Origin of the sequence: Spirillospora sp. NPDC047279, assembly GCF_040643285.1 — a bacterium.
In the GTDB taxonomy this organism is placed as follows: domain Bacteria; phylum Actinomycetota; class Actinomycetes; order Streptosporangiales; family Streptosporangiaceae; genus Spirillospora.
In genome coordinates, this window is record NZ_JBEYUA010000033.1 from 21779 (window position 1) to 47560 (window position 25782).

22 protein-coding genes are annotated in these 25782 nt (G+C 70.5%); 15 read left to right on the forward strand and 7 right to left on the reverse strand.

Annotated features, from left to right (window positions below):
- Nucleotides 1-48: 48 nt before the first annotated feature.
- On the forward strand, nt 49-663 hold the full coding sequence (locus ABZ810_RS46300; RefSeq protein WP_358414760.1) for an HNH endonuclease: 615 nt from the start codon (nt 49-51) through the stop codon (nt 661-663).
- Between the two features lie 51 nt (nt 664-714).
- Here ABZ810_RS46300 and ABZ810_RS46305 read toward each other — a convergent pair whose 3' ends face one another.
- Nucleotides 715-1518 carry a DUF6544 family protein gene (locus ABZ810_RS46305; protein WP_358414763.1) on the reverse strand — a complete coding sequence of 268 codons (804 nt, stop codon included), beginning with the start codon at nt 1516-1518 and terminating at the stop codon, nt 715-717.
- 205 nt (nt 1519-1723) lie between these two features.
- Here ABZ810_RS46305 and ABZ810_RS46310 point away from each other — a divergent pair, with 205 nt between their 5' ends.
- The 3 genes from ABZ810_RS46310 to ABZ810_RS46320 all read left to right on the forward strand — a co-directional run bounded on the left by ABZ810_RS46310 (nt 1724) and on the right by ABZ810_RS46320 (nt 4374).
- Complete coding sequence (locus tag ABZ810_RS46310; protein ID WP_358414766.1) at nt 1724-2578, forward strand: universal stress protein; 855 nt, start codon at nt 1724-1726, stop codon at nt 2576-2578.
- Between the two features lie 55 nt (nt 2579-2633).
- Complete coding sequence (locus tag ABZ810_RS46315; RefSeq protein ID WP_358414769.1) at nt 2634-3098, forward strand: hypothetical protein; 465 nt, start codon at nt 2634-2636, stop codon at nt 3096-3098.
- A gap of 100 nt (nt 3099-3198) precedes the next feature.
- Entirely contained in the window at nt 3199-4374 is a 1176-nt protein-coding gene (locus tag ABZ810_RS46320; RefSeq protein WP_358414772.1) for an SAM-dependent methyltransferase, read from the forward strand.
- 3 nt (nt 4375-4377) lie between these two features.
- Here the strand turns inward: ABZ810_RS46320 and ABZ810_RS46325 are convergent, their stop codons facing one another.
- Nucleotides 4378-5559 (reverse strand): cytochrome P450, encoded by a 1182-nt coding sequence (locus ABZ810_RS46325; RefSeq protein WP_358414775.1) that lies wholly within the window; start codon nt 5557-5559, stop codon nt 4378-4380.
- Between the two features lie 102 nt (nt 5560-5661).
- Nucleotides 5662-7581, reverse strand: a complete 1920-nt coding sequence (locus ABZ810_RS46330) for a serine/threonine-protein kinase (protein ID WP_358414780.1) — start codon at nt 7579-7581, stop codon at nt 5662-5664.
- Nucleotides 7582-8052: 471 nt separating this feature from the next.
- Between ABZ810_RS46330 and ABZ810_RS46335 the strand changes: the two genes are divergently transcribed.
- Together ABZ810_RS46335 and ABZ810_RS46340 are read left to right on the forward strand one after the other, a co-directional pair.
- A complete protein-coding gene (locus ABZ810_RS46335; RefSeq protein WP_358414783.1) occupies nt 8053-10542 on the forward strand; it encodes a PQQ-dependent sugar dehydrogenase in 2490 nt (829 codons plus the stop codon).
- 13 nt (nt 10543-10555) lie between these two features.
- Nucleotides 10556-11401: a sugar phosphate isomerase/epimerase gene (locus ABZ810_RS46340; protein WP_358414786.1), complete on the forward strand. Its 846-nt coding sequence runs from the start codon at nt 10556-10558 to the stop codon at nt 11399-11401.
- Nucleotides 11402-11454: 53 nt separating this feature from the next.
- On the opposite strand, the gene ABZ810_RS46345 is transcribed toward ABZ810_RS46340, so the two are convergent.
- The gene (locus ABZ810_RS46345) at nt 11455-12396 is read right to left on the reverse strand and encodes an alpha/beta fold hydrolase (protein ID WP_358414788.1); all 942 of its coding nucleotides are present in this window, start codon (nt 12394-12396) and stop codon (nt 11455-11457) included.
- A 383-nt stretch (nt 12397-12779) separates the two neighbouring features.
- Between ABZ810_RS46345 and ABZ810_RS46350 the strand changes: the two genes are divergently transcribed.
- Both ABZ810_RS46350 and ABZ810_RS46355 read left to right on the forward strand, forming a co-directional pair.
- Nucleotides 12780-13340 (forward strand): dihydrofolate reductase family protein, encoded by a 561-nt coding sequence (locus ABZ810_RS46350; RefSeq protein ID WP_358414791.1) that lies wholly within the window; start codon nt 12780-12782, stop codon nt 13338-13340.
- Between the two features lie 79 nt (nt 13341-13419).
- On the forward strand, nt 13420-14835 hold the full coding sequence (locus ABZ810_RS46355) for a serine/threonine-protein kinase (protein ID WP_358414794.1): 1416 nt from the start codon (nt 13420-13422) through the stop codon (nt 14833-14835).
- Between the two features lie 67 nt (nt 14836-14902).
- Here ABZ810_RS46355 and ABZ810_RS46360 read toward each other — a convergent pair whose 3' ends face one another.
- The gene (locus ABZ810_RS46360) at nt 14903-15637 is read right to left on the reverse strand and encodes a class I SAM-dependent methyltransferase (RefSeq protein ID WP_358414797.1); all 735 of its coding nucleotides are present in this window, start codon (nt 15635-15637) and stop codon (nt 14903-14905) included.
- A 575-nt stretch (nt 15638-16212) separates the two neighbouring features.
- Between ABZ810_RS46360 and ABZ810_RS46365 the strand changes: the two genes are divergently transcribed.
- The 5 genes from ABZ810_RS46365 to ABZ810_RS46385 all read left to right on the forward strand — a co-directional run bounded on the left by ABZ810_RS46365 (nt 16213) and on the right by ABZ810_RS46385 (nt 20605).
- The gene (locus ABZ810_RS46365; RefSeq protein ID WP_358414800.1) at nt 16213-17928 is read left to right on the forward strand and encodes an ATP-binding protein; all 1716 of its coding nucleotides are present in this window, start codon (nt 16213-16215) and stop codon (nt 17926-17928) included.
- Between the two features lie 89 nt (nt 17929-18017).
- A complete protein-coding gene (locus tag ABZ810_RS46370) occupies nt 18018-18428 on the forward strand; it encodes a roadblock/LC7 domain-containing protein (protein WP_358414803.1) in 411 nt (136 codons plus the stop codon).
- A complete protein-coding gene (locus ABZ810_RS46375) occupies nt 18425-18787 on the forward strand; it encodes a DUF742 domain-containing protein (protein ID WP_358414806.1) in 363 nt (120 codons plus the stop codon). The genes ABZ810_RS46370 and ABZ810_RS46375 overlap by 4 nt, the downstream gene beginning before the upstream one ends.
- Nucleotides 18768-19385 carry an ATP/GTP-binding protein gene (locus ABZ810_RS46380; RefSeq protein ID WP_358414809.1) on the forward strand — a complete coding sequence of 206 codons (618 nt, stop codon included), beginning with the start codon at nt 18768-18770 and terminating at the stop codon, nt 19383-19385. The genes ABZ810_RS46375 and ABZ810_RS46380 overlap by 20 nt, the downstream gene beginning before the upstream one ends.
- Nucleotides 19382-20605, forward strand: a complete 1224-nt coding sequence (locus ABZ810_RS46385; RefSeq protein WP_358414812.1) for a cytochrome P450 — start codon at nt 19382-19384, stop codon at nt 20603-20605. The genes ABZ810_RS46380 and ABZ810_RS46385 overlap by 4 nt, the downstream gene beginning before the upstream one ends.
- Here ABZ810_RS46385 and ABZ810_RS46390 read toward each other — a convergent pair.
- Nucleotides 20577-21806: a cytochrome P450 gene (locus tag ABZ810_RS46390; RefSeq protein ID WP_358414815.1), complete on the reverse strand. Its 1230-nt coding sequence runs from the start codon at nt 21804-21806 to the stop codon at nt 20577-20579. The two genes, ABZ810_RS46385 and ABZ810_RS46390, sit on opposite strands and share 29 nt — an antisense overlap.
- A 218-nt stretch (nt 21807-22024) precedes the next feature.
- Here ABZ810_RS46390 and ABZ810_RS46395 point away from each other — a divergent pair, with 218 nt between their 5' ends.
- A complete protein-coding gene (locus ABZ810_RS46395; protein WP_358414818.1) occupies nt 22025-23392 on the forward strand; it encodes a hypothetical protein in 1368 nt (455 codons plus the stop codon).
- A 1340-nt stretch (nt 23393-24732) separates the two neighbouring features.
- Here ABZ810_RS46395 and ABZ810_RS46400 read toward each other — a convergent pair.
- Entirely contained in the window at nt 24733-25170 is a 438-nt protein-coding gene (locus tag ABZ810_RS46400) for a hypothetical protein (protein WP_358414821.1), read from the reverse strand.
- A 1-nt stretch (nt 25171) separates the two neighbouring features.
- Here ABZ810_RS46400 and ABZ810_RS46405 point away from each other — a divergent pair, with 1 nt between their 5' ends.
- Entirely contained in the window at nt 25172-25741 is a 570-nt protein-coding gene (locus tag ABZ810_RS46405; protein ID WP_358414824.1) for a hypothetical protein, read from the forward strand.
- Nucleotides 25742-25782: the final 41 nt, after the last annotated feature.

Consider the following 25782-nt stretch of genomic DNA (forward strand, 5'->3'; position numbering starts at 1 on the left):
CGGACCCACCCGTCCCCGGTTTCACCTCCTTCGTTCAGGAGTCCCTGCATGAGTGCACGAACGGCTGCCGAACGGGTGGCTGTGAGCGTTCACGACCGGCTTCGGCAACGCGTGATCGAAGCGGACCCGCCCGCCCCGCTCGACCGGTGGGGGAGACCCCTCACCGGCCCCTGCCTGGTCTGGACCGGCGCGACCGACCAGGACGGCTACGGGCTGATCTGGGATTCGACGGTCAGCCGCAGCCGCCGCGTCCACCGCGTCGCCTTCGAGATCGACCGCGGTGAGCCGCCCCACGGGCCGGTCCGCCATCTGTGCCAGGTGCGCGCCTGCGTGGCGGCCGACCACCTCCAGGCGCCGACCAGGAGCACGCGTCCCGGCAACGGCTCCAAGACCCACTGCCCCAAGGGGCATCCCTACGACGCCGAGAACACCCGGTACACCTCCACCGGCCGCGCGTGCCGCGCCTGCGACCGTGAACGCTGGCGGGAGGAGCACGGGATCCCGCTCGACGCCCCGCTCCGCCGCGAACAGGCCACCTGCAAGAACGGGCACCCCTGGACGGACGCCAACACCTACTGGGTCGCCAGGTCCCGCGAGGACCCGACACCGCGCCGCCAGTGCAAGACCTGCAAACGCCAGCGGTCCCGGAAGCCCAGAACCTGACCGCCGGCCCGGTTCCGGCTCGCGTCCCGGATCCTCGTGCGGAGCTCGCCGTCAACGGTGAGGGCGGAGGGGCCAGCGGTACGAGGCCTGATCGATGGTGTAGCGGATGAAGGGCCTCTCGCCGCCGGCCAGCCAGCCCGCTTCGACGGCGGACGGGATGGTGAAGCCGTCGAAGGTCGCCTCCTCGGTGACGTTCACGTAGAAGAGCTGCCTGCCGCGGCGGCGGCCGCCGGGGGCGCCCCAGCGCATGACGGTGAGCTTGGAGAGGGCGCCGTCGTGGCCGACGGTGAGCGACACCCGGTGCCGGATCCCGTGGACGGTGACGAAGGCGATCACGCGTCGTTCGTTGACGGGGATCCACCTGACCCAGGACGCGAAAGCGCAGGCGGGCGAGAGGACGAACTCGGCGGCCAGGCGTCCCGCCGCGCCGCGGCTGGTCCGGGGGCCGGCCCCCGAGGACAGGGGGAGGAGATCGAGCAGGCGCCAGCGTGTCCGTCCCGAGCCGTCGACGAAGCTGTCGAATCCCGTGACCGGCAGCGTCCCCAGATGCGCGGTGGCCGCCCAGACGAACCCGCAGGGAGGCCTGAGGACCTGCTCGGCCTCGAACGGCAGCCAGCGGCCCAGGCGGATCTCGCCCCGCATGCTGAGCCGGGCCGTGGTGAGCAGGGGAGTGCCCGGCTCGATGGCGTGGACGACCCAGCGCCGGGCCGGCTCCGGAAGGGTCTCGGCGGCCGCCGGATCGAAGAGGCCGACCGGGCCGGTGGGCCCGGCGAGCCGCCTCCAGTCCCGGCCGACCTCGTCGGTGAGCGGCGGCATACGTTCGCCGACCTGCGCGTCCATCTGCGTCTCCCTCATCACCACCTCTCCAGGGTCGCGGTGCGTGAGGGGCCGGGCACAGAGGCGTACGGTCCCGCCGGGAGGGACCTTCGGGGCATGGGAGGAGGGTCCTTGGTCCCTAGAATGCGAGGACCTTCGCCAGTGATCATCGGCCCGGCCGTCGAGAAACCTGGAGACAGCCGCCCCGGTGGTCCACTGGACACCGGCCGACCTAGGGATGGACATGACTGACCCGATCATCGTCGGCACCGACGGTTCCCCGCACGCCGACCGCGCCGTCGAGTGGGCCGCCGACGAGGCGGCGCGCCGGGGCCTGCCCCTGCGCATCGTCCACGCCGCCGAGCCCGCGCCGTACACCTACCCGCTGCTGGTGGCGCCGGAGTCCGCGGACGCGCTCACCAACGCCGGCAACGAGATCCTCGCCGAGGCCGAGAAGGCCGCCCGGCAGCGGCAGGGCGGGATCGAGGTGTCCACCCGGCTGGTCATGGCCGCCGCGGGACCGGCGCTGCGCGAGGAGTCCGAGGGCGCGTTCGAGGTCGTGATCGGGCACCGGGGGCTGGGCGGTTTCACCAGCCTGCTCATCGGCTCGACCGGCCTCTGGATGGCGGGCCACGCGTCCGGGCCGGTCGTCATCGTCCGGGACGAGCCGGCCGCGACGACCGACGAGATCGTCGTCGGCGTCGACCTGGAGGGCGACGACGAGGAGACGCTCCGCTACGCCTTCGAGACCGCGGCCCTGCGCGGCGCGCCGCTGCGGATCGTGCACGCCTGGCAGCTGTCGCCCCTGCTCGGGCTGGCCGGCTACGTGCTGGACCCCGCCAAGGTCGTCGCCGAGATCCGCGAGAACCTGGCGGGCGCCCTGGCGCCGTGGCGCGAACGCCACCCCGGCCTCGAGATCGCCGAGGAGATCGTCCAGGAGCACCCGGCGAAGGTGCTCTGCGCGCTGTCCGAGCAGGCGGCCCTCCTGGTGATCGGCGCCCCGGAGCACAAGCTGCGCCGCCTCGGCTCGATCGGCCACGGCGTCGTCCAGCACGCCCAGAGCCCCGTCGCCGTGGTCCGCGCCCGCAGCGAGAAATGATCGCGGGAGGTCCGGCCGGCGGGAACCCTTGATCAGCTGAAGGCGTCTCACGGTCGTGGAAGAACTGACGCTCCGCCCGCAGACCGTGACCCGCGTCGGCTGGGCCATCGGTGGTTTCGTCGCCGGACAGGTCGTCGGGATGGCGCCCTTCGCCTATCTGTCGGGTGCGGCCGATGGCGCGGGTCTCAACGAGGTGGTCGGCCTCCTGATCGCGCTCGTACCGTCCGCCCTCGGCGCGGCACTCGCCGTTCGCGTATTTCGGATAGCCGTTATTTGCGGGAACGGAGAGATCCTCCTTCGCGGTTTTCTGCGCAACAGGCACATTCCCGTCGAGCGAATTGTCACGATCCATTGGCAGGAGGCCAAGATCCATTGGCGGGACGGCGGGGGTGAACAGCGCGTGACCACGGTGACCGCGTTCAAGAACCGGCCGCGGACCGGTGAGGCGGTCGCGCGTGCGCATGAACGGTCGATGAAGCAGATCCGTGACTGGTGGCGCGCGAGCAAGCAGGACGCTTAGCCCGCGCGCTCCAACCGGGTGCCCAGCGGTTGGATCTATGAAATTCTCATGCTCCGTGCTGTGGTTCCGCAGTGCCCGGTAAAAGCACCAGGAGCACCCGATGACAAATGGCGGAGATGGGCAGAACCCGCGAGGCGCCCGGTGGGTCGAGTCCGACGCCTACGAGATCGCGTGGCGTGACGTCGAGCCCGCCGTGGAGCTCATTTCCGCCCCCTGGGTGCTGAAGGTCGTCCAGGCGCTGATCGGCGGGCCGCTCGACCACGGCGAGCTCGTCAAGGCCACCGGACTGGACGTCGGCCGAGTGGACCAGGCGCTCGGGCGGCTCGCTGCGGCCGGCGGCGTCGACCAGGAGTACGGCGACGCCGAGCTCGCCCGCTACCGGCTGACCCGGCACGGGCGTGAGCTGCTCATCGTCCTCGCAGACCTCGGCCACTGGTGGGAACGCGGCCGGCTGGAACGCGAACGCCAGGACGCCGCCCGTCTCGGCGTCGACGTCCAGACGCCCAGCGTCGCCCGGATCTGGGACGCCATGATCGGCGGAAAGGACAACTACGCCGTCGACCGGGCCGCGGTGGAACGGCTCCTGGAGATCGAGCCGCACTCGGCGACGTTCGCCAAGGAGAACCGGAAGTTCCTCGCGCTCATCGTCGAGCGGCTCATCGAGGCCGGCGTCCGGCAGTTCATCGACATCGGCACCGGCCTGCCCACGATGGAGAACGTCCACCAGATCGCCCACCGGCTGGACCCCGAGACGCGCGTGGTCTACGTCGACAACGACCCGGCGGTCTGCGCGCACGCCCGCGCGCTGCTGACCGAGAACCCGGCGACCGTCACCGTCCTCCAGGAGGACCTGCGGCGCCCGACCGCGATCCTGGCCCATCCGGCCACCCGCCGGATGATCGACTTCACCCGGCCCGTCGGGGTCCTGACGACCGGCATCCTGCACTTCGTTCCCGACCACGACGACCCGGCCCGCGCGCTCAAGGTGCTGACGGACGCCATGCCGTCCGGCAGCTACCTCGCCCTGACGCATCTCACCGACGACACCGTCAAGAAGAGCAGGCCCGAGGACGCGCAGGCCGGACTGGCGGTCTTCGACCGGAGCAACGCGCCGCTGCGCCTCCGGAGCCGCGCCGAGATCGAGACCTTCCTCGAAGGCCTGGAGCTGATCGAGCCCGGGCTGGCCTGCCTGACCGACTGGGGCCTGGACACGCCGACGGAGATCCAGCTGAAGCTCCGCAACGTCTGGCTCGGCGCGGCCGGGCGCAAACCCTGACCCTCACCTGCCGACCGTGCGCATCGGCAGCGCCGCGAACCCCCGGACGTAGGGGGAGTGGCGCCGCCGCGCCCCGGCCATGTCGAGCTCGAAGCCGGTCACCCGGGCCGTGAGCTCCTGGAGCGTCACCCGCGCCTCCAGCCGCGCGAGCGAGGCGCCCAGGCAGAAGTGCGGCCCGCTGCCGAAACTGATGACCGCGCTCGTGTCCCGCCCCAGGTCGTACCGGTCGGGCTCCTCGAAGACCTCCGGGTCGCGGTTGGCCGCGCCGGGAAGCAGCACGATCCGCGACCCGCCCGGCACCCTCACCCCGTGGAACTCGGCGTCCTCGGTCAGCGTCCGCAACTGCGTCGGCGCGGCGGTGTCGTAGCGGAGGGTCTCCTCGACCCACTCGGTGACCCGCCCCGCGAAGGCCTTGGCCTGCTGCTCCGGATACCGCCAGGCCCAGTAGACCGCGTTGCCGAGCAGGTTGGTGGTCGTCTCGTTGCCCGCGCCGACCAGCAGGTGCAGGAACGCGACGACCTCCTCGTCGGTCAGCCGGTCACCGTCCACCTGCGTGTCGAGGAGATCGGACAGCAGGTCGTCCCGGCGTTCGATCCGGCGGTCGGACACCAGCCCGGCGAAGTGCCCGATCAGCTCGACGACGGCCGTCACGCCCTCGGACGTCACCTTCCCCTCGTCATCACGGTGCAGTGCCAGGTCGGCCAGCCGCCGCAACTCCGCCCGCGTGCCCTCGGGAACGCCCACGAGCTCGGAGATCACATCGGTGGGGATGCGCCCCGCGATCTCGGCGATGAAGTCGAACTCACCCCGGGACAGGGCCTCGTCGACATGACGCCGCGCGATCGCCCGGATGTGCGGCTCCAGCTCGGCGATCCGCCGCGGCGTGAAGACCCGCGACACCAGCCCCCGCATCCGCGTGTGACGCGGCGGATCCATCGCGATGAACGACAACGCGCGCTGCGCCGCCGGCCCCCAGACCGACGCCTCCAGAAGCGGCCCGTTCGTGCTGGAGAAACGGCGCGGATCCCGGAACGCGGCGAGCACGTCCGCGTGACGCGACAGCGCCCAGAAGTCCCGTTCGTCATTGCGATAGACGGGTGCCTCGGCCCGCAGCCGCGCGTACACCGGATACGGATCGGAGTCGACGTCATAGAACCCGTACGGACTGAACGCCAGAGTCGCCACCAGGCCTGCCACCTCACCGTCGCGGTTACCTGATCGCCCCAAGTCTCCATTCACCCGTCCGCAACGTCCATAGCGCGATCAACGCCTCGACGGGAGTTCCGGCTATTTGAGGTTCCAGATGCGGACCTTCTTGTCCCAGCCCGCGCTGATGGCTACGGGGCGGCCGTCGATCTGGCCGAAGGCGACGTCGTTGATGATGTCCTTGTGGCCTTTCAGCGGGCCGGTCCGTACGCGGGTGGCGAGACTCCAGGCGTACTGGGCGTACCTCCGGTCGCGGGCCATCAGGTAGGGCCGGTCGCCCGCCATGCCGGTGCCGATGACCTTCATGTCGGCGGGGACTTCGAGCGGCTCGCCGGTGGCGCGACCGGTGGTCAGGTCCCACATGCGGACGAGGTCGGGCCCGTCCGTGCGGCGCGGGGCGTAGGTGACGATGACGGTGCGTCCCGCCAGTGTGGCGAGGTCGGCTCCCGCGCCCCCGGCCGCCAGGCCGATCCCGGGGCCGGCCGCCTTGCCGGTGAGCAGATCCGTGGCCACGACGGTCTTCCCCTTGTGGGCGAGTACCAGGGGGCGTCCGTCGCGGAATCCGACCGCGTGGACGTTCTGGAGGCGGAGGGCCTTCTTCGCCTCCTTCCGGGTCCGCAAGTTCCACAGGCGGGCGGACCCGTCGTACGAGATGGCCATGGGGACGCCGTTCACCGTGCCCAGGGCCATCTCGCTCACCCCGCCACCGCTCTCCGGCAGGGTGAAGAGGTGGGCCCGCGTGGCGAGGTCCATGGCGATGATCGAATAGTCGTGTTTCTGTCCCAGGCCGAGCAGTCCCGTGCTGCAGCTGGCATCACCTCCTGACAGGACGACCGCACGGCCGTCCACGGTCCCGGTGGCCAGCGCGCCGATCTCACATCCGGTACGGGTGTAGGCGGCCACGTCGCCGATGCCCTTACGGTCCTTCAGGTCCCAGTAGGCGACCATCCCGTCCGCCGCCCCCGAGACGGCGACCGGCCGACCGTCGCGCAGCGTGCCGATGGTCAGTGCCGTCACGCGGTCGCCCTGGCTTCCCAGCACCCCGTCGTGCCTGGCCAGCCACCACCAGCCGGTACCTCCGGCGAGCAGGGCCACCACGCCGAGCGCGACCAGGGTCCAAGGGCCGCCACGTCGCGCGTGCCGACGGCCCGGCGGCGCCGGCCGGACGGAGACGACGGGCTCGGTGCGCGGGAACGTCGCCGTCTCCTCGATGTGGGTACGGGTGCCGAGCCCGGCGACGAGGTCGTCCGCTGTCGGTCGGTCCCGGGGATCCTTCGCCAGGGCCTTCTCCACGAGCGCGGCCAGGCCGGGCCGTAGCTGGCCGAGATCCGGGTCGTCATGCAGGACGCGCTGCCGGATCCCGGAGTCGGCGCCGAACGGATAGCGGCCCGTCGCGGCGTAGAAGACCACGCAGGCCCAGGCGAACACGTCGACCGCCGGGGTCAGCGGCTCGGCCCGCAGCTGCTCGGGGGCCATGCAGACCAGCGAGCCGATGACGGCGCCGGTGTCGGTGAGGCGGGTACGGGAGTCCGCCAGCTGGGCGATCCCGAAATCGATCACCCGGGGACCGAACGCCGACAGGATGATGTTGGAGGGCTTGAGGTCGCGGTGGAGCACGCCGCTGCCGTGGACGGCCCCCAGTGCCAGTGCGACCCCCAGGGCCAGGTCGGTCAGCTCGTCGCCGGCGAGCACGCCGCGCTCCATCAGGGCGACGTCCAGCGTGGGGCCTTCGACGTACTCGGTGGCCAGGTAGGGGAGCGGCCCGTCGAGGTCGGCGTCGAGGAGCGCCGCGGTGCAGTAGCGGGGGACCGTCCGCGCGGCGCGGACCTCACGTTCCAGCCGTGCTCTGGTGCGCGGGTCCCCGGCCAGCTCCGGCCGGATCACCTTCACCGCGACCGCTTCGCCACGCCCGTCCCGGCCGAGGTAGACCACGCCCATGCCGCCGGCGCCGAGCCTGCGCTCGATGGCGTACGGCCCGATCCGCCCGGGCAGGCTCGTCATGGCCCGATGGTCGCATCACCGCCGCCGCCGCGGCAGACCCGGCCGCCGTGCGAACGGCTTGCGGGCCCCGGACTTTGTTTTGGGAGTGGTGAAAGTCCGTTGCTCCTTGTCGTAAGTCTTCTCAGGCGCGGCCAAAGTAGGTACGTTTGCGGCGTGATGTCCCCTATGGGGAGGCATGTGATGCGGATGAGGGTCTGTTCCCGGAACCAGTACCGGTCACGTCTGCCGCGTGTGCCGGGTGACGGCGACCCGCGCGGCCCCAAGCCCACGAACATCCCGGCGCGGCCCGCGCACTGAGAACGGCGGAAGGACATCGGTGGAGCCCGGCTAGGCCCCGGACCCCACCCGACGCCCGGCGCTCACGTCGGCGCCGCACTCGCCGAAGGGGGTGATCAACGTTGATCGAGTGACCCGACCGCACGCCGGTTCGAACGATCCGTGACCCCCCAACGGTGAGGAGTACACAGCATCATGTTCGACTACGTAGGGTCAACCCGGCGGCGGCTCCGCCCGCCCGCCTCGGCCATCACGGCCGTGGTGGTCGCCGCGGCGGGCCTGGTCGCCATCGCCCCCGGCACATCCTCCGCCCAGGCGCCCCCCGAGCACTTCTACCCCTACGCGCTCGCGCAGGGACCGGCGGAGGTCGGCGAGCCGATCTCCTTCGACCCGCTGCCCGACGGCTCGATCCTGCACACCGCTCGCGACGGGGTGCTGCGGCTGACCGACTACAACGGCCGTACGAGCGTCGCGGCCCAGCTCAACGTCTACACCCATGACGAGGACGGCCTGCAAGGGGTGGCCGTGGACCCCGGCTTCGCCCAGAACCGGTGGGTCTACCTCTACTACGCGCCCCGGCTCACCACGCCCCTGACCGACGCGCCCACCGAGGGCGACGAGGCGGACTTCGCGCCGTACAAGGGCCACAACCAGCTGTCCCGGTTCAAGCTCGGCACCGGCGGCGAGCTGGACATGGCCAGCGAGCAGAAGATCCTTCAGGTCCCGGCGGACCGGGGGATCTGCTGTCACGTCGGCGGCGACATCGAGTTCGACGTCGCCGGCAACCTGCTGCTGGCGACCGGCGACGACTCCAACCCGTTCCAGTCGTCCGGCAACACCCCGATCGACGAACGGCCGGAGCGCAACCCCGCCTTCGACGCGCAGCGCACCTCGGCCAACTCCAACGACCTGCGCGGCAAGCTGCTGCGGATCAAGGTCGCCGACGACGGCGGCTACTCCGTGCCCGCGGGCAACATGTTCCCCGCCGGGACGGCCGGCACCAAGCCGGAGATCTACGCGATGGGCTTCCGCAACCCGTTCAAGATCTCCGTGGACGCCCGCGGCGGCGCGATCTACGTCGGGGACTACGGGCCCGACAAGAGCGACAACAGCACCCCGGAGCGCGGCCCGCTCGGCCAGGTCGAGTTCGCCCGGGTCACCGCCCCCGGCTTCTTCGGGTGGCCGTACTGCACCGGCAACAACACTCCCGAGGACACCTACGGCGACTTCGACTTCGCCACCGAAACCGTCGGGCCCAAGTTCGACTGCCAGAACGGCCCGGCCAACGACTCGCCCAACAACACCGGGATCACCCAGCTGCCCAAGCCGGTGCCCGCGTGGATCCGCTACAGCGGGTGCGACAACCCCGACATGAACCCGCCGACCGGATGCTCGCAGTCCGAGTCCCCGATGATGGGGCCGATCTACCAGTACGACGCCGCGTCGACCTCGCAGGTGAAGTTCCCCGCCGAGTACGACGGGCTGGCGTTCCTCGGCGAGTTCGAACGGCGCTGGATCAAGACGGCCGCGGTCGAGGCGGACGGCTCGCCGGGTGCCATTTCCAGCTTCACCTGGCCGCTGAACTACAAGATCATGGACCTGGAGTTCGGGCCGGACGGCGCGCTGTACGTGCTCACCTACGGCGAGCAGTACTTCGCCAGTGACGACCACGCCGGGCTGTTCCGGATGGAGTACATCGGCACCACGGGGCGCCGCCCCGAGGTCAAGGTCGCCGCGGACCGGACGTCCGGGCGCAAGCCGCTGAAGGTGCGCTTCTCCTCCGCGGGCACGTTCGACCCCGAGGGCACGGCGCTCACCTACAAGTGGGACTTCGGCGACGGGAAGACCTCCACCTCGCCGAACCCACGGCACACCTACACCGCGCGAGGGCAGTTCACGCCCACGCTCACGGTGACCGACGCCAGCGGCAAGACCGCGACCGACAGCATGGTCATCACCGTCGGCAACACCGCCCCGCAGGTGACCCTCCAGATCCCGCGCGACGGGCAGCTCGTCGACTTCGGCGACGCCGTCCCGTACCGCATCGTCGTACGGGACGCCGAGGACAGTCCCGTCGACTGCTCGAAGGTCAAGCTGACCTACCTCCTGGGCCACGCCACCCACCAGCACGCGCTCGCCGAGCAGCCCGGGTGCTCGGGCGTCCTGCAGACGCCGGACGACGGCGACCACGGCGCCGGGGAGAACATCTACGGCGTCTGGGCCGCCGAGTACACCGACAACGGCGGGCGCAAGGGCGTCGTACCGCTCCAGGGGACCGACGTTCACCTCACCCAGCCCAAGCACCGGCAGGCCGAGCACTTCAAGGCCCAGCAAGGCATCACCACGCCCAGCCGGACCGGGGCGCACGGCCAGGTCGTCGCCTCCGTCCAGACCGGCGACTGGATCATGTTCGAGCCGTACTGGCTCGGCAACGCCTCGTCCTTCACCGCGAGGGTCGCGTCCGCGGGGACCGACGGCGGAACGCTGGAACTGCGCGCCGGGGCCCCGGACGGCCCGCTGCTCGGCTCGGCCGCCGTACCCGCCGGCGGAACGGGCTTCTTCGACGTGACCGGCACCGTCTCGAACGCGCCGCGGACCGGCGGCAAGCTCTACCTGGTCTTCACCGGCGGCACCGGCACGCTCTTCGAGCTCGACGACTTCACGTTCACGACCACCGGCTCCTGAAAGGGGAGACTCGATGACCGAGATCAACCGGCGCACCCTGCTGCGCGGGGTGGCGGCGGCCGGGCTTGCCACGGCAGGGCTCCAGGGCTCCGCCGCCGCGAGCACCACGGCCCGCGGACGGGTGCCGCGTGGTGCCATCAGCATCCAGCTCTACACCCTCCGCTCGCTGCTCGCGGCCGACCTGGAGGGAACGCTCGCCGCCCTGGCCCGGATCGGCTACCGCAAGGTGGAACTGGCCGGCCTGCACGGCCGCACCGCCGCCGAGTTCCGCGCCATCCTGGACCGGAACGGCCTGAGTGCCACCTCCAGCCACGTCGGCATCGACGGCGACTGGCAGCGGACGCTGGCCGACGCCCGGACGCTCGGCAACCGCTTCGTCGTCGCGCCGTTCGCCCAGTTCGCCACCGCCGCCGAGTGGCGCGACTACGCCGCCCGCCTGAACGCGGCGGGCAAGGCCGCGCGCGCCGCCGGGCTGCGGTTCGGCTACCACAACCACGCGCACGAGTTCCAGCCGCTGCCGACCGGCGAGCGCCCCTGGGACATCATCACCGCCACCGACCGCAGGCTCGTCCACCTCGAGGTGGACCTCTACTGGGCGGTGACCGGCGGGCAGGACCCCGTCGACCTCATCCGCCGCAACCGCGGCCGCATCCTGCAGTTCCACTGCAAGGACCGCGCGGCCGACGGCACGTTCGCCGACCTGGGCACCGGCACCATCGACTTCCCGAGGATCTTCGCCCATTCCCGCGAAGCCGGAGTCCTGGAGTACATCGTCGAGCGAGACACCCAACCCGACCCCCTGAAGACAGCCCAGGTGGGCTACGACTACCTCCGCACCGTCCGCTTCAAGTGCCGCTGACGGGAACCATCGCGGGCCGCTGAGGAGAGCACGTCCTCAGCGGCCCGTCCCGTTCAGACGTTCGGGCCGTAGCCGGTGCACTGCGGCCTGAACCCCGGAACGTCGGGGCCGAGGGTGTTGAGGACGATCTGCATGATCGGCCCGTCGTACGACATCCCGGAGTGGCTGACCGGGTCGTCGGGGCACAGGTCCTGCAGCAGGATGTTGGTGGCGCCGTCACCGTGCAGGAACGAGTTGGTCAGCGGGGTGACCGTGGTGTCGTGCTTCGTCGCGATCGTGAGGTAGCGAACGCCGGGCACGGTGTCCCCGTCGGCGAACAGCGCGTTCTGGAAGTCCGAGCCTTCCTGCTGCTGGACGTGCGCGGGCGAGCCGATGAGGTGGTAGACGCCGTTGACCAGCCCGAGCACGCCCAGGGCGCGGCCCACGTTGACCAGGCCGTTCAGGGTCGTGCCGTGGTTGGTCGGCCCGAGGCCGATCAGCGTGCGGACCTTCGCCGCGCCGCCGAGCCGCTTGATGTAGTGGTTCGGCATCATCCCGCCCTGGGAGCCGCCGACGACATCGACCTCGGCGGCTCCGGTGGCGGCCAGCACCCTGTCGACGAACGCGCTCATCGTGCGCGCCGACCGCGCGATGTCGCCGAGCCCGTAGATGTGGCCGAGGGTGGAGTACGTCTCGCCGTAGTTGAACCCGTAGACGCAGTACCCGGCGTTGGCCAGGGTCGGCGCGATCATCGCCCCGGCCGCGCCGAAGTTGGACGTCGTGCCGTGCACGATCACGACCGGCCGGGGATGCTCGGCCGACGGCTTGCAGGACCAGACGTTGGCCCCGGCAACCGCGCCCGGGCTGAGAACGAAGTTGCTGAGCGAGGTCCAGTAGTCGCCCACCGGATAGCTGGGCCTGTCCGCGGACGCACTCGCCACCGGTACGGCCGAGCCGAACGCCGCGGCCGCGGCCGCGGCGACCGCCGTGAGCCTGCGCCGAAGGAAGAAGTTCATACAGACAACACTATTCATTTAAGCCGGGCCTCTGCCACACGCGCCGTGACAACAAACGCGCCCCCCATCCACCGCCACTGACAAAACCCACCCGCGGCTGGGGGTGATCGAGTCGGGGGCGGAGGAGATCAGGTTCCCGCGACGGCACGGAACGGGCGGGGCCCGGCGGGCTCGTCCTCATCGACCCGGAGAACGTCCACACGGGTGCCCCGCTCGGCACGGCGCGCGTCCCCGGCCCGTCCGGGACCACCCCCTGTACCGGCCACCGTCCAACTGCCGCTGGTCGACGAAGGCTTTGACGTAGCGACGAGTTCGGGGCGCCCGGCTGGTCTGTCCGTGTGGCGGGTGCTTTCGCACCGGCCCGATCAGCGAAGGAGCTCCAGATGTTCGACCTCGAACCGCAACAGGCCGCCGGCAAGGTCCTCTTCCACTTCAGCATGTCGCTGGACGGGTTCGTGGCGGGCCCGAACCATTCCATGGACTGGCTGGCCGGGGTCACCGGCCGCGACGGCGTGGAGGAGGAGTACATCGAGACCACCGGCGCGGTCCTGGGCGGGCGGGACGGCTGGGACCGCGACCCGGGCGCCCGGCCCTACAGCGAGGACTGGAACGGCCAGATCTTCGTCCTCACCCACCACCCCGAAGACGCCACGCCCGCCGACGGCGTCACGTTCCTGAACTGCGACGTGGCCGAGGCGGTACGCATCGGCCTGGAGGCCGCCGGCGGCAAGAACCTCGAAGTCCTCTCACCGACGATCGGCCGTCAACTGCTCGAACGCGGCCTGATCGACGAGATCGACCTGCACATCGCACCCGTCCTGCTCGGCGACGGCATCCGGCTCTTCGACAACCCCGGCGGCCGGCCGATCCGGCTGCGGCACGCCCACGGCTCGCAACCCTTCGCCGAGGTCGATGTGCGTTACCACCCCGTCGCAGGAGCCTAGGACCGCACCGGGGCGTCACCGCGGCGGGTGTGGATGATCTCTGCTCGGTGAGGGCTCCGGCATGGTCAAATAGACAACTATGGCTGCATCACTGGAATCCGACGATCCAGAACGGGTGGGACGGTACGAGCTGACCGGCCGTCTCGGGGAGGGCGGCCAGGGCGTGGTGTACGCCGGGCGCGGGCCGGACGGCGGGGAGGTGGCCGTCAAGCTGCTGCGCGCTCATGTCGCACGTGATCCGAAGGCGCGTGAGCGGTTCGTGCGTGAGTTGGGGTTCGCGGAGAAGGTCGCCGAGTTCTGTACCGCGCGGGTGCTGGAGGCCGACATCGACGGCGACCAGCCCTACATCGTGAGCGAGCTGGTGTCCGGCCCGTCTTTGTACGAGCTCGTCGGTGACGAGGGGCCGCGGACGGGTGCGGCCCTGCAGCGGCTGGCCATCGGCACCGCCACCGCGCTGGCGGCGATCCACCAGGCCGGAGTCGTGCACCGCGATTTCAAGCCGCCGAACGTGCTGATGGGCGAGGACGGTCCGCGAGTCATCGACTTCGGCATCGCCAAGGCGCTCGACGGCACCTCCACCATGACGAGCCAGGTCGTCGGAACTCCCGCCTACATGGCGCCCGAACAGGTGAGCGGCCAGGAGCTGGGCACATGGACCGACATGTTCGCCTGGGGGGTCACCATCCTGTTCGCCGCGACCGGCCGTTCCCCTTTCGGGGCCGACACCGTGCCCGCGGTGATGCATCGCATCCTGCACGCCGACCCCGACACCAGCGTGCTTCCCGAGCCGTTGGCCGGGCTGGTCACCGCGTGCCTGGCCAAGGAGCCCGCCCGCAGGCCGACCGCACCGCACGTCCTGCTCGCCCTGCTCGGTCTCGGCACGGCGCCGGGAGAGGCCGATGGTCTCCTGGCGGCCGGCGTCACCGCGGTCGAGAGCGCCACGCCGCCGTTGGCCGCGCCGAATCCGCCGCTGGAGCCCAGTCCCGGCCCCTACGGTCAGGCCCCCGGCGGCCCTGGCCAGTTCGCCTGGCACCCGGCCGGCCCACCCCCGCGCCCTGGCATGCCGCCCTCGAGACCGAGGGCGAACGCCGCGGCGGCGGTGATCGCCGGCGCCCTGGCGCTGCTCACCGCCGGCATGCTCGTCTGGTTCGCGCTCTACAACGTCGTCTACGCCGGCGGGCCGACCGGCCGCTGGTCCAGCGTGGCGGTGGTGAACGTGGTCGGCGGCGTCATCGGTGCCGGGTTGCTGGTGGCCGCGGCGGGGTTCACGTTCGCCCGCAGGATTTCCGGCGCGTGGACGCTGTGCGGTCTCTGCGCCCTCTACGTAGTGGCGACGATCTTCCTGGCTCCCCTGCTGTGGGGCACGGCCCTCGGTACTCAGCTCACGTTCGTCTTCGGCTTCGACGGAGGCGACGGCGTCGCCGTGGCGCTGACAATGATCTTCGGCGTCCTGACGGCGACCGTTGCGGCGATCGCCGGCACCGTGAAGTCGTAGGGACCGCCCACCCCCACACCACCCCGACCGTGAACGGCGAAAGCCTGGATCGTGCCGGGAGGTGTGTTCAGGGGGTGGCTGGTTTGCGGGCGGTGAGCAGGCGGGTCGGGACCCACGGGCTGCCCCACCAGGCGCGCCAGCCGAGGCCGCGCACGCGGATGTCCTGGGCGTCCAGCCGGGCCAGCACCGCGGCGTACTCGCGGGGGGTCCGCGCCAGGTCGGCGATCAGCAGGCGGCCGCCCGGCCGCAGCACCCGGTACGCCTCGGCGATCGCTTGGGCGCGGGCGTCCGCGCCGAAGATGGTGTGCACCGTCAGGCTGGACATGACCAGGTCGAAGCTTGCGTCCGCGTACGGGAGCCTGCGCAGATCGCCCCCTTGCACGTGGACGCGGTCGGCGACGCCTTCGGCGCGGGCGTTGCGCAGGGTCGCCGCCGGGGTGTTGCCGGACTGGTCCCGTCCGCGCCACAGGTCCACGCCGACCGCCCGGCCCTGCGGGAGGTGCCGGGCGGCGGCCAACAGGACGGCGCCGCGTCCGCAGCCGAGGTCGAGCAGCCGTTCGTCGCCACGCAGGTCCAGCTCGTCCAGAACGTCCCGCCAGACCAGGAACTTGCCGCGCAGGGTGGTGTGCAGGCTCAGGGCCAGGCATCCCGCCAGCAGGGTGCCGGAGACCAGCGCGGGCAGCGCGGCGGCCAGATCGGCGGTGACCGTCATCACCAGCCCGGTCACCCAGAACCCCAGCACGACCAGGCCCACGAACCCGAACCCGTAGGGCGCATCCATCCCGTACCGCGCGCCAGGCATCCCGCCACTCTGCCACGAACCGGCCGCTCGGGGGCTGGCTACGACGCACTGGTCCACCGCCGACCAGCTCGCCGCCGAGTACCCGGCACCGTGGTGACGCCGACCCGTTCGAAGGAGACGTGTGAATGGCGCAGCAGCGCGGTTCGGTGGCAATTATCACGAATAATCACGGAGAGGTGCTTCTGTACTTGTGTGACAACGTTCCAGGTATTGTCTGGCCGGGCTACTGGGTGTTGCCGGGAGGAGCTGCGTAACCGGGCGAGTCCGACCAAGATCAACAATCAAGATCTTTTTAGAATGGTGTTCTCTGGCGCGTTGAGATCATGAGGGTCTTGCGGGTCGGTCAGGTCAGGTCGATGCTGCTCGCGTGGTTGTGTGCGGCTTGGGTGGCTGATGAGGCATCAGCGACGAACGAGCGGTAATGTGATTCTTGTTGCGGCTCGGGTTTCCGAGTTCTACTGTACGAAGCGATCCTTTGGCCTCTTGCGGGAATCCCTCAGTGGCCGTCCGCGCCGCTCGTCAGTTCGCCCGGGAATCGACGATGCGGCCTCCCTCCGTTTCGAGGACTTGTGCCTATGTCGGCTCATGTTCGTGCTCCGCTGGAGCGTGCCCTGCTCGTTTGGCTGGCGGCGGTGATCGCCCTCGGAAGCGGCTGGCTCACAGCGGTTGCAGCGGTGTCCTCGGCGGCCCGGATGGTGACGGTCATCGGAGGCGGAGCCCTGGTGCTGCTGCTGAGCGTCGCGGTGGCGGCTGCGGCCTACTTCGCGGGCAAGGCCGACCAGATGCTCCAGCGGACGGTCAGGGCGGAAACCGGCGCGGCCCGGCTCAACGAACTCGCCGAAACCGTCCTGCCTGCGGTTGCCGATCGAGCCAAGGACGGGGTCGCTCCAGAGCAGCTGCTGGCCGAGGTCCCGCACATCAAGGACCCGGCGGTCGGGCGGATGCTCACCGTGTTCGCCACTGGCCTGGCCGAGGCAGAGCGGCGTGCCGCCGATGCCCGTCAGGCGCGGCTGGCGGTGGAGTATCAGGCGGCTCAGCTGGCCGATAGCAGCGTTCCGGCACTGATAGGACGCATCCGGCATGATCGCACGGCAGCCGAGAGCGCCTTGGCCGCGGCCGAGATGCCAAGTAATGGCGCCTTGGTCCGGCTGTTGCGGGTGGTGGCTCGGGAGGTCGCGGCGAGCGAGCGCGCGAGCGCGGCGGCGCTGGCGGCGTGCGCCAGCGCCGCCGCGCGAGTCCAGGCGCAGACCGGCAGCATGCTGGCCGAGCTGCGTGAGCTGGAGAACCGTCACAGCGAGAACGAAGTCTTCGGCGACCTGCTGGCGTTGGATCATCAGGTGTCGCAGTTGGGGCGGCTCGCCGACAGTATCGCTCTGCTCAGCGGCGGCCGGTCAGGACGGCGATGGACCAAGCCGATCCCGATGGAAAGCATCCTGCGTGGCGCGATGGGCCGGATCGGCGACTACCGTCGCGTGCAACTGCACGCGACCAGCACGGCCGCAGTCGCCGGATTCGCCGCCGAAGGCGTGATGCACGCCCTGGCCGAGCTGATGGAGAACGCGACGGCGTTCTCGGCGCACGGCACCATGGCCCACGTTTATGTCGAGGAGGAAGACGCCGGGGTCGTCGTGACGATCGAGGACGGCGGTCTCGGCATGCGCAAGCGCGAGCGTGACAGGGCCGAGCGGCTGGTCACCCAGCAGCTGGATCTGACCTCCCTGCCCGGAACCCGGTTGGGCCTGGCCGTGGTGGGGCGGCTGTCGGGCAGGTACGGACTGACGGTCAGCTTCAGGCCATCCTCACGCGGTGGCACCGGTGTGGTGGTGATGATTCCGCGCACACTGATCACCCGCCCGCAGGCCGAGCCGCCCGGCCATCACGACGAGGCCGGTACCGCTCGGTCTGCCACGTCGAGCGCGGCGACCAGCCCGGTGACCAGCCCGGTGACGAGCGCGGTGGCCGCCGGTGCCGGCGCGGTCTCCCCTGACGCGGTTCCCGGCCCCGCCGCGGAGGCCGAACCCCCTGCGGCACGACCCGCGGGCCCGGCACAGTCTGCGAGCGACCCGGCGGCAGAGTCCGGTCAGGACGATGCGGAGACAGGCACCGTCCTGCCCCGCCGTCGGCGAGGTGAGACATTGGCGGCGGCCTCACGGTCACTGCCGGCAGTGGTCGAGCAGACAGGTCCGCAACGGTCCGAGGCCGGCGCGCGGCTGGCTGCCTTCCGGCAGGCCGCTGGTGGTCACCACCGCCAAGACACCTCGCAGGACGAGGATTCCACGCCGGACAACTGAGCACTCCCGCACGGTCTTGCGTCATCGCAGTACAACAGGAGAGAGGGGAGGCAGGGGCACGGCCGAACAGCCGTACCCCAGCGATCCTGATGAGCACCGATAACCGCGACCTCGACTGGTTGCTGGAGAACCTGCGGGAACAGACCCCAGGCCTGCGGCACGTTCTGGTGTCCTCCAGGGACGGCCTGAAGATCTGCCGCACCGCCGGGCTGGACGAAGACCGGGCGGATCAGCTGGCAGCCATCGCCTCCGGAATCCAGAGCCTGTCGTTGAGCGCATCAGCCGAGTTCGGCACCGGGATCAGCGCGGGACTGTCGATGGTGGAGTTCGCGGGCGGCCTGCTGCTGATCGTTCCGGCAGGCGCCGGAGCACACATGGCGGCGGTCGCCGCCGACGACGCCGACGTCGGGCTGGTCGGCCACAACATGAACGAGCTGGTGGAACGGATCGGGCCGTTCCTGTCGGCCGCGCCACGTCCGCCGGAGACCTCGTCGGCATGACCCGCCGGGCCATCGACCGTGAGGACCCGGACCGGCTTTACACGGTGACCGGGGGGCGCAGCCGCGCCCCCGAAGGCGCGCTGGATCTGGTGGCATTGGTCGTCGCCGAGGACGAGCCGGCCCCGGGCATGCAGTCCGAGCACGCCCGGATCCTCCAGCTCTGCCGCCGCAGCCCAGTGGCCGTTGTGGAGCTGTCGGCCGCGCTCACGCTCCCGGTCACCGTCGTCAAGATCCTCCTGGCAGATCTCCTCGACGCCGGCCGCATCACCCTTCGCCATCCCTCCTCGACGCCAGGCCCGGCACAACTGCCCGACCTGGACACCCTGAAGCAGGTGCTCCTTGGACTCCAGAAGCTCTGATCAAGCCGCCACCGTACTCGGCGCGCCGCTGCGCCAGACCACCCGCGACGCGTTGAAGATCGTGATCACGGGCGGTTTCGCGGTCGGCAAGACGACCCTGGTCGGCGCGGTGAGCGAGATCCGCCCGCTGAGCACTGAAGAGATCATGACCGAGGCCGGTGTCGGCATCGACGATCCAGGACGGGTACCCGACAAGAGGACCACCACGGTGGCGTTCGACTTCGGCCGGATCTCCCTGAACGAGCAGCAGGTGCTGTACCTGTTCGGCGCGCCAGGCCAGGAGCGGTTCTGGTTCCTGTGGGACCAGCTGTTCTCCGGCAGCCTGGGGGCGGTCGTGCTCGTCGACACCCGCCGCATCCAGGAGTCCTGGTATGCGATCGACCGGCTGGAACACCACCGGATGCCGTTCGTGGTGGCGGTGAACCGGTTCGGCGACGGTGGCCCGGCCCTGGCGGAGATCCGCGACGCGCTGGACCTGGACGATTCGGTACCACTGATCGAATGCGACGCCCGCCGCCGGGACTCGGCCAAGGACGTGCTGATCACGCTAGTACGCCATCTGACCCGGCTGCGGGAGATCGTGGAGACGACGTCATGACCGACGACCACACTGATGAGCCCGTGCGGCTGACCGGGGCGCCGCCGACCGGCGACCCAGGCGATCTCTATCGATCGCTGCGCCGACGCTTCGGTACGGTGGCGCCGGTTCTGCTGGACGGTGACGTGCCGGCCTGGTACGTGTTCGGCTATCGGGACGTGCACCATGTGACCAGCAACCCAGGGCTGTTCGCCCGGGACTGCCGGCGGTGGAACGCCTGGGACAACGTTCCAGAAGATTGGCCGCTCATGCCCTACGTCGGCTGGACACCGTCAGTGATGTTCGCCGAAGGCACCGAACACCAGCGCAGGGCCGGCGCCATCGGCGACGCCCTGGACGCCGTCGATCGCACCGAGCTGGTCTCCATGTGCGAGCGGACCGCGGACGAGCTGATCGACCGATTCGCCGGCGACGGCGCGGCCGACCTGATCGCCCAATACTCACACCAGCTGCCGCTGCACATCATCGCCCGCCTCTACGGGCTGCCCGAGCACGACATCCCGGTCCTGGTCCAGGACGTCGCCGAATCCCTGGACGTGAACGACGACGCCGCCGCCGCGCACGGCCGCATCCATGCCCGCATGCAGCAGCTTGTCGTCGACCGGCGGCAGAACCCGGGGCCGGACGTGCCGGCACGGCTGCTGGAGCACCATGCCGGGCTGACCGACGAGGAGACCGTGATCGACCTGCTGGTGGTGATGGCGGCCGCACAGCAACCGACCGGCAACTGGATCGGCAACGCCCTGCGGCTCATGCTGGTCGACGACGAGTTCTCCATGTCGCTGCAGGGCGGCCGCCGGAGCGCGTCCGAGGCGCTGAACGAGGTGCTCTGGGAGGACACTCCCACCCAGAACTTCATCGGCCGCTGGGCCGTGCATGATTGCCAGCTCGGCGACCGCCGCATCCGCCGCGGCGACCTGCTCATCCTCGGGCTCGCGGCCGCCAACACCGACCCGCAGGTGCGACCAGCGACCTACGGCGCCACCGCGGCCAACCGCGCGCACATGTCCTTCGGCCACGGTGAACATGGATGCCCGTTCCCCGCGCCCGAGCTCGCAGAGATCATCGCCAAGACGGCCATCGAGGTGTTGCTGGACCGGCTTCCGGACGTGGCGCTGGCCGTCCCGCCTGAGGAACTGCAGTGGCGGCCCTCGTTCTGGATGCGTGGCCTTTACACGCTGCCGGTGACCTTCACACCGGCCGCCCCTGCGCTGGGCTGAACTCCAGCCGCAGCTCGGCAGGCCCGCGGGTGAAGACGCCCTGCTCGATCGGCCTGAACCCGTGGGCCAGGCGCATGTCGGGCATGGCGTCCAGCAACTGGTTCACGCCGACCTCGACTTCGGTCTCGGCGAGCAGCGCCCCCACGCAGAAATGCCGGCCCAGCGCGAAGGCCAGATGGTCAGCGGCTGCTGAGAACGCCGTAGCCGTCTCCAGGTCGTCCCTGAAAATGTCGAAGGAGTCGGGAGCCCGGTAGCGTTCGCCGTCTCGGTTGGCCGCGCCGATCAGGCAGGTGACGGTTGAGCCGGCCGGGATCGTCCCGCCGGGGAACGCGACGTCCTCGGCAGGCTGCCGCATGATCATGTGGACCGGCGGCGTGTAGCGGAGCGTCTCGGCGAACGCCCGCGTGATCAGGCTCCGGTCCTGGCGCACCGCCGCGTACTGCTCGGGATGGGCCAGCAGATTGGCGATGATCGCCGAGATGGCCTTGTCGGTGGTCTCGCCACCCGCGGTCAGCAGCAGGCTGCAGAACGCCTTGATGTCCTCATCACTCATCCGAGTGCCGTCGACCTCCGCCCGGCACAGCGTGGACAGCAGGTCCTCGCCAAGCTCGGACCGCCGCCTGCCGATGATGGGCAGCATGTACTCGGCGAACTCAACCCGGGTCCGCTCGCCGGCGGCGGCCACCTCGGGATCGCGGCTCAGATTGCCCAGAAACGCGATGATCGCGGTGTACCAGCGATGAAAGCGGGCGTGGTCGGCCTGGTTCAGACCAAGCATGTCCACGATCACGTTGACCGGGTAGTGCGTGCTGAACTCGCCCACCAGCTCGACCTGGCCGGTTCGGCGAAACCCGTCGATGAGCGTCCGCGCGTTCCGCTCGATCACCGGCAAGAACCGTTCGCGAAGCTCGCTGCCGCGGAACGCGGGCGCGACCAGGGCCCGCCGCACCGCGTGTTCGCGGCCGCTGAGCTGCAGAATCGTCCGGCCATGTACCGGCTCCAACTGCCAATCGTAGTTGGCCGTGGTGAACACCGGATCGCGGAACGCACGCGCCACGTCCGCGTATCGGGACAGGACGAAACTCTGAGTGCCCTCATGCCAGTAGACCGGAGCCCTCTCGCGGAGCACGCGGTAGGCCCCATAGGGGTCGATCGCGAATTCGGGGGAGAGGATATCGGGCAACTCCGGAACCGTGGTCATCGCGTTCCTCACGCAGCGGGGCAAGGGCCATCCTGAGCGTAAATAACCGGCGACCCACAGTCCAGACACGAAATCATTCGCCGACCAGGATGGACCGACCTCTCTGGCCAAAAGCCCCCGGTCGGCAGGCAATGGGCGTCCCTGTCGCTTTCTGCCGCCCGGTAATCGGGGCGGACGAGCACCTATGGAGCACCCAGGCCCTGAAGGCAGGACGGTGGGTGATCGACGAGCCAGCCAGCACTCCACCTGGACGACGGCGCCTCGCCGTCATGGTCTCCGGCCAAGCTTCGCCGGACGACCGCACCATCCCGCCGAGGCTGGTACTCGCCATCATGCTGAACGAGGTGGGCCCGGTCGATCTCCTGCAGGCGGGCATGCTCTTGACCACAGGCAGCCTTGGTCCAGCCAAGACGGAGGCGACGCTCGTCGTTACCCGTAGCAGATCGATCGGCAACCGCCTCCTTGAGGCGGCGGCCCTACCGCTGCTGGCGACCGCCGACCTTCGGATGGGCGACGTGGACGGGGCGGCGTTGGAGCTCAGGCCCGGCCTCCCGCTGACCCGCGCCAAGACCATGCTCGCCATGGCCCGTGCCACCGAAGCCAAGGACGGGCCCGTGCAGGCGCTGACAGAACACGTCGACGTATGGGACCGGCTTGAGGAGCACGAGGGCCTGCTCGTCGGTGACGTGACCGCCGCGCCGTGGCTCGCGCGCGTGGCGCTCGCCGCAGACGACGCTCAACGGGCCGGCCACGCCGTCGCCGTCGCGCCTGTCCCCCCGCCCGAGTTCATGAACGCGTTGCCCGCGCTCACCAAGGTCGAGGAGCAACTGGCCGGCGTGCTCGGCCCGGCCCGGTACCGGATCACCGAGACCGGCCGCCAAGACGCCTACATCCAGGCGGCGTGGGCGCTGACGCAGGCGCTGAGTTCCCTGCTCGAGGCCGCCACCGTCGACGCCGCCACCGACCGGGACCTGGCCCTGAACGAGACCGACGACGCAGCCGTCCAAGCCGCCGGGCACGCACCTGATCTGCGTGCCGCGATCCAGCCGGTCCGCGAACTGGCAGCCGCCGAAGCCCACGACCGCGACCGGACCGTCGACCTGTACGCCCTGGTCACCGCCCTGTCGGCGTCCCTCGCGCTCCCCGACGACGACCTGACCACCGCCATCGTCACAGCCGAGATCACCGTCCGCGGGAGCCGGAGGGGACGAACGAGGCGGAATCACGTGCTCACGGCAACAATGCAGGGCCCCGGAGGCCGGCTCCCGGCGTCAGACTGTCTCACGGGCTCAGCACGCGCCAAGATTCTTCGACGTCCGCGGACAGCAGCCACCCCCGATTTTCACGCCTGCAAGGCGTCCCCGCAGGGACATTTTGCGACTGGCTCGGAATGGCGATCTTGCCTCGGACGCGATGGGGCCACAGGCCCCCTGCGGCGGCGGGCGAGGTCAGGTGGCCGGGGCGAACCGGACGGCGAGTCCTCTCAGCACGGCGGATCGGTGCTGCTCACGCACCGCGGCGGTCGTCTCGCCCTGGGCGGTCAGACGGCTGGCGGCGTGCTCGGCCTGGGCGGCCAACATCCGTAGCCGTGGTTCAAGCCGGGCGAGCGCGTCGTCGGGCTGGACGCCCCGGGCCAGCAGGTGCAAGACGTCCACGTCCGGATTGTCCACCGCCCGGGTGACCGCGCAAGCATTGACCCGCGCGCCTCGATCGAGGAGTTCGGCGGCCAGGTCCAGGTCGACGGCATGCGCGCCGACCTGCAGAGCATTCCCGACCGGGACGCCTCGCTCCAGGAGCCACCGGACGACGCCGGCGGCCCCGTTCAGCAGAGCCACGTCGATAGGGGCCAGTCCGTTGCGAACCTCCTCGGCCGGATCACATCCCAGCTCCACCAGCCGCGCGAGAAGTTCCCTGTCGTCGGCGGCCGAGGCACGGTCCAGGGCGAGCCGTCGCAACCGGCGCTGCGCGACGAGCGTGCCCTGATCCAGAGCGCCGCGCCAGTCGAGCACGGTCGCCCGCACGAGGCGGCGCAATCTCGCCGCGGCGGACCGGGCGTGCGGGTCGCCGCTGTCGGCGAGCTCGTCCACGGCGTCGCGCATCTCACCGCCCGCTTCGACCGCGTCGTCCTGCACGTCCCAGGGGTCCTGCTCCAGTATCAGCAGCCCGAACAGCGCATGCAGGTCGTCGGCGAGCCGAGCGGCGCGGTCGCCCGTCCGCAGTTCCCACCCGGGTGGCAGTCCCTGGCGCCAGCACATGACGGAGCCGTGGTCCGGGCCGGTGGCGGTGTGCACGTAGACGCGGTCGAGGTACTCGAAGCCGCCGATCGGCAGGTGGACGAGGCGGCCCGGCCAGTCCGGCAGGTGTTCCTCCGCCAGCTCGCACTCGTGGTCGATCCAGCCCCACAGATCGTGGTAGTCCCCGCTGCCGGGATAGAAGAGCTCGGTGAACGACACCGGCACGTCCTGGCCGTCAAGGTCGGCGCGAAGGTCGTAGTCGAGCCGCCCCCCGAAGGCCGTGCGCCACAACGCGATGAGCTGATCGGGGAGCGGTCCGGCGCAGCGGGCGGCCACCGCGTCGAGCGCCGTGGCGTCGATGGGCGGCTGCGAGTCCAGCACCAACCGGCCGGCGAACACCGCGATGCCGGCCTCGCCGAGAACCGCGCGTTCCCGCTCGGGGAACAAGCCGGGCCGGGCGCCATCAGGAACGGTCGTCACCGGCGCATTCTAGGACGTGCACCGCCAGTCCACCCCAAACGACACCAAGCTCCCGATCCGGGTTCGAGGGGACGTGCGATCGTGCCGCGCCGGATCCGCCGGTGGCTGGTCTCACTGGTGTGAAGTGGCTCCACCTTCGGGCGGGTTTGGGCCCATTTAGCGATCTTGGTGGCCTTGATCGTGGGTGAGTTTGGCCCCACCTCCCTGTGGTGTCAGAGCGGGATTTGAGGGGTGTTCCCCGTGACGCCGAGGTCGTGGCGAACGGCTTCTCTCAGTGTGTGTAGGTGCTCGTCATAGGTCAGCAACACGGGTTCGTATTGGGCCAGGTTTTCGCCTTGGCCGATGTGGTCGCGCATTGTGCGGAGGCTGTGGAAGGCCTCGGTTGCTGCAGCGATCACGGTCTCCGGGGCGATCAGGATGATGTGTTCTCGTGCTTTGGTGACCCCGGCGCTGTGGAATGCCGATCTTGCTGCGGCCTTGCGGGTGAGATCGGGTGAATGCTCGCCCAGCGAGACTGTGCGCAGTGCCTCGTTGGCGTCGTGCAGGGCAGCCAGATAGTCGGCGTAGGCCTCCCTGCGCACGGTCGTCCATTTGTCGTTGCGTTCTCGTCCAGAGCGCAGATGTTCGGTCAGCAGGGGGGAGGCGACCACGATGGGCTCACTCTTTGAGGAGCTGGTGCGGCGGGAGGCCGTGGTCCGGCAGCGGATCGATGAGATCGGGGAACAGATCGCCGAGTTGACCGGGCTGCTGGAGGCCGAGGAAGACAAGTTGTCGCGGCTGGTCATCACCCGGGAGACCGTGCAAGAGGTTGTGAGTGAGGCTTCCGGGGCGGTCGAGGATCTGGTGGCTGTGCCCGGCCCCGTTAATGCTGGTGAGGCGGTGGCCTCGCCGATCGGGGTGCTGACGGTGCCGCCGTGGCGGCCGGGCATGGCGGCGTCGGAGTTGCCGGCCGCCTACCGGGACGCGGTGGAGATCTTGTCTGATGCGGCCGCGCCGATGCGGGCCGGCCAGGTCGCGGCCGCGATGGTGCTGGAGGACTCGGCGGCCAAGCGAGAAGGGCTGCGGAGCAAGCTGAAGCGACTGGTCGAGCGCGGCTGGGCGACCGAGAACGAGCCGGGACTGTCCACGCTGACCGCCTCAGCGGCCGACGAACTGGCTGACGGGCCGGGTGGCGGGCCGGGCGAAGGACGGGACGGCATCGCCTCGTCACCGGCGGGGTGATTGCGGGCGGGCTCTTCCCCGGTGCAGGTTCGAAGGCAACC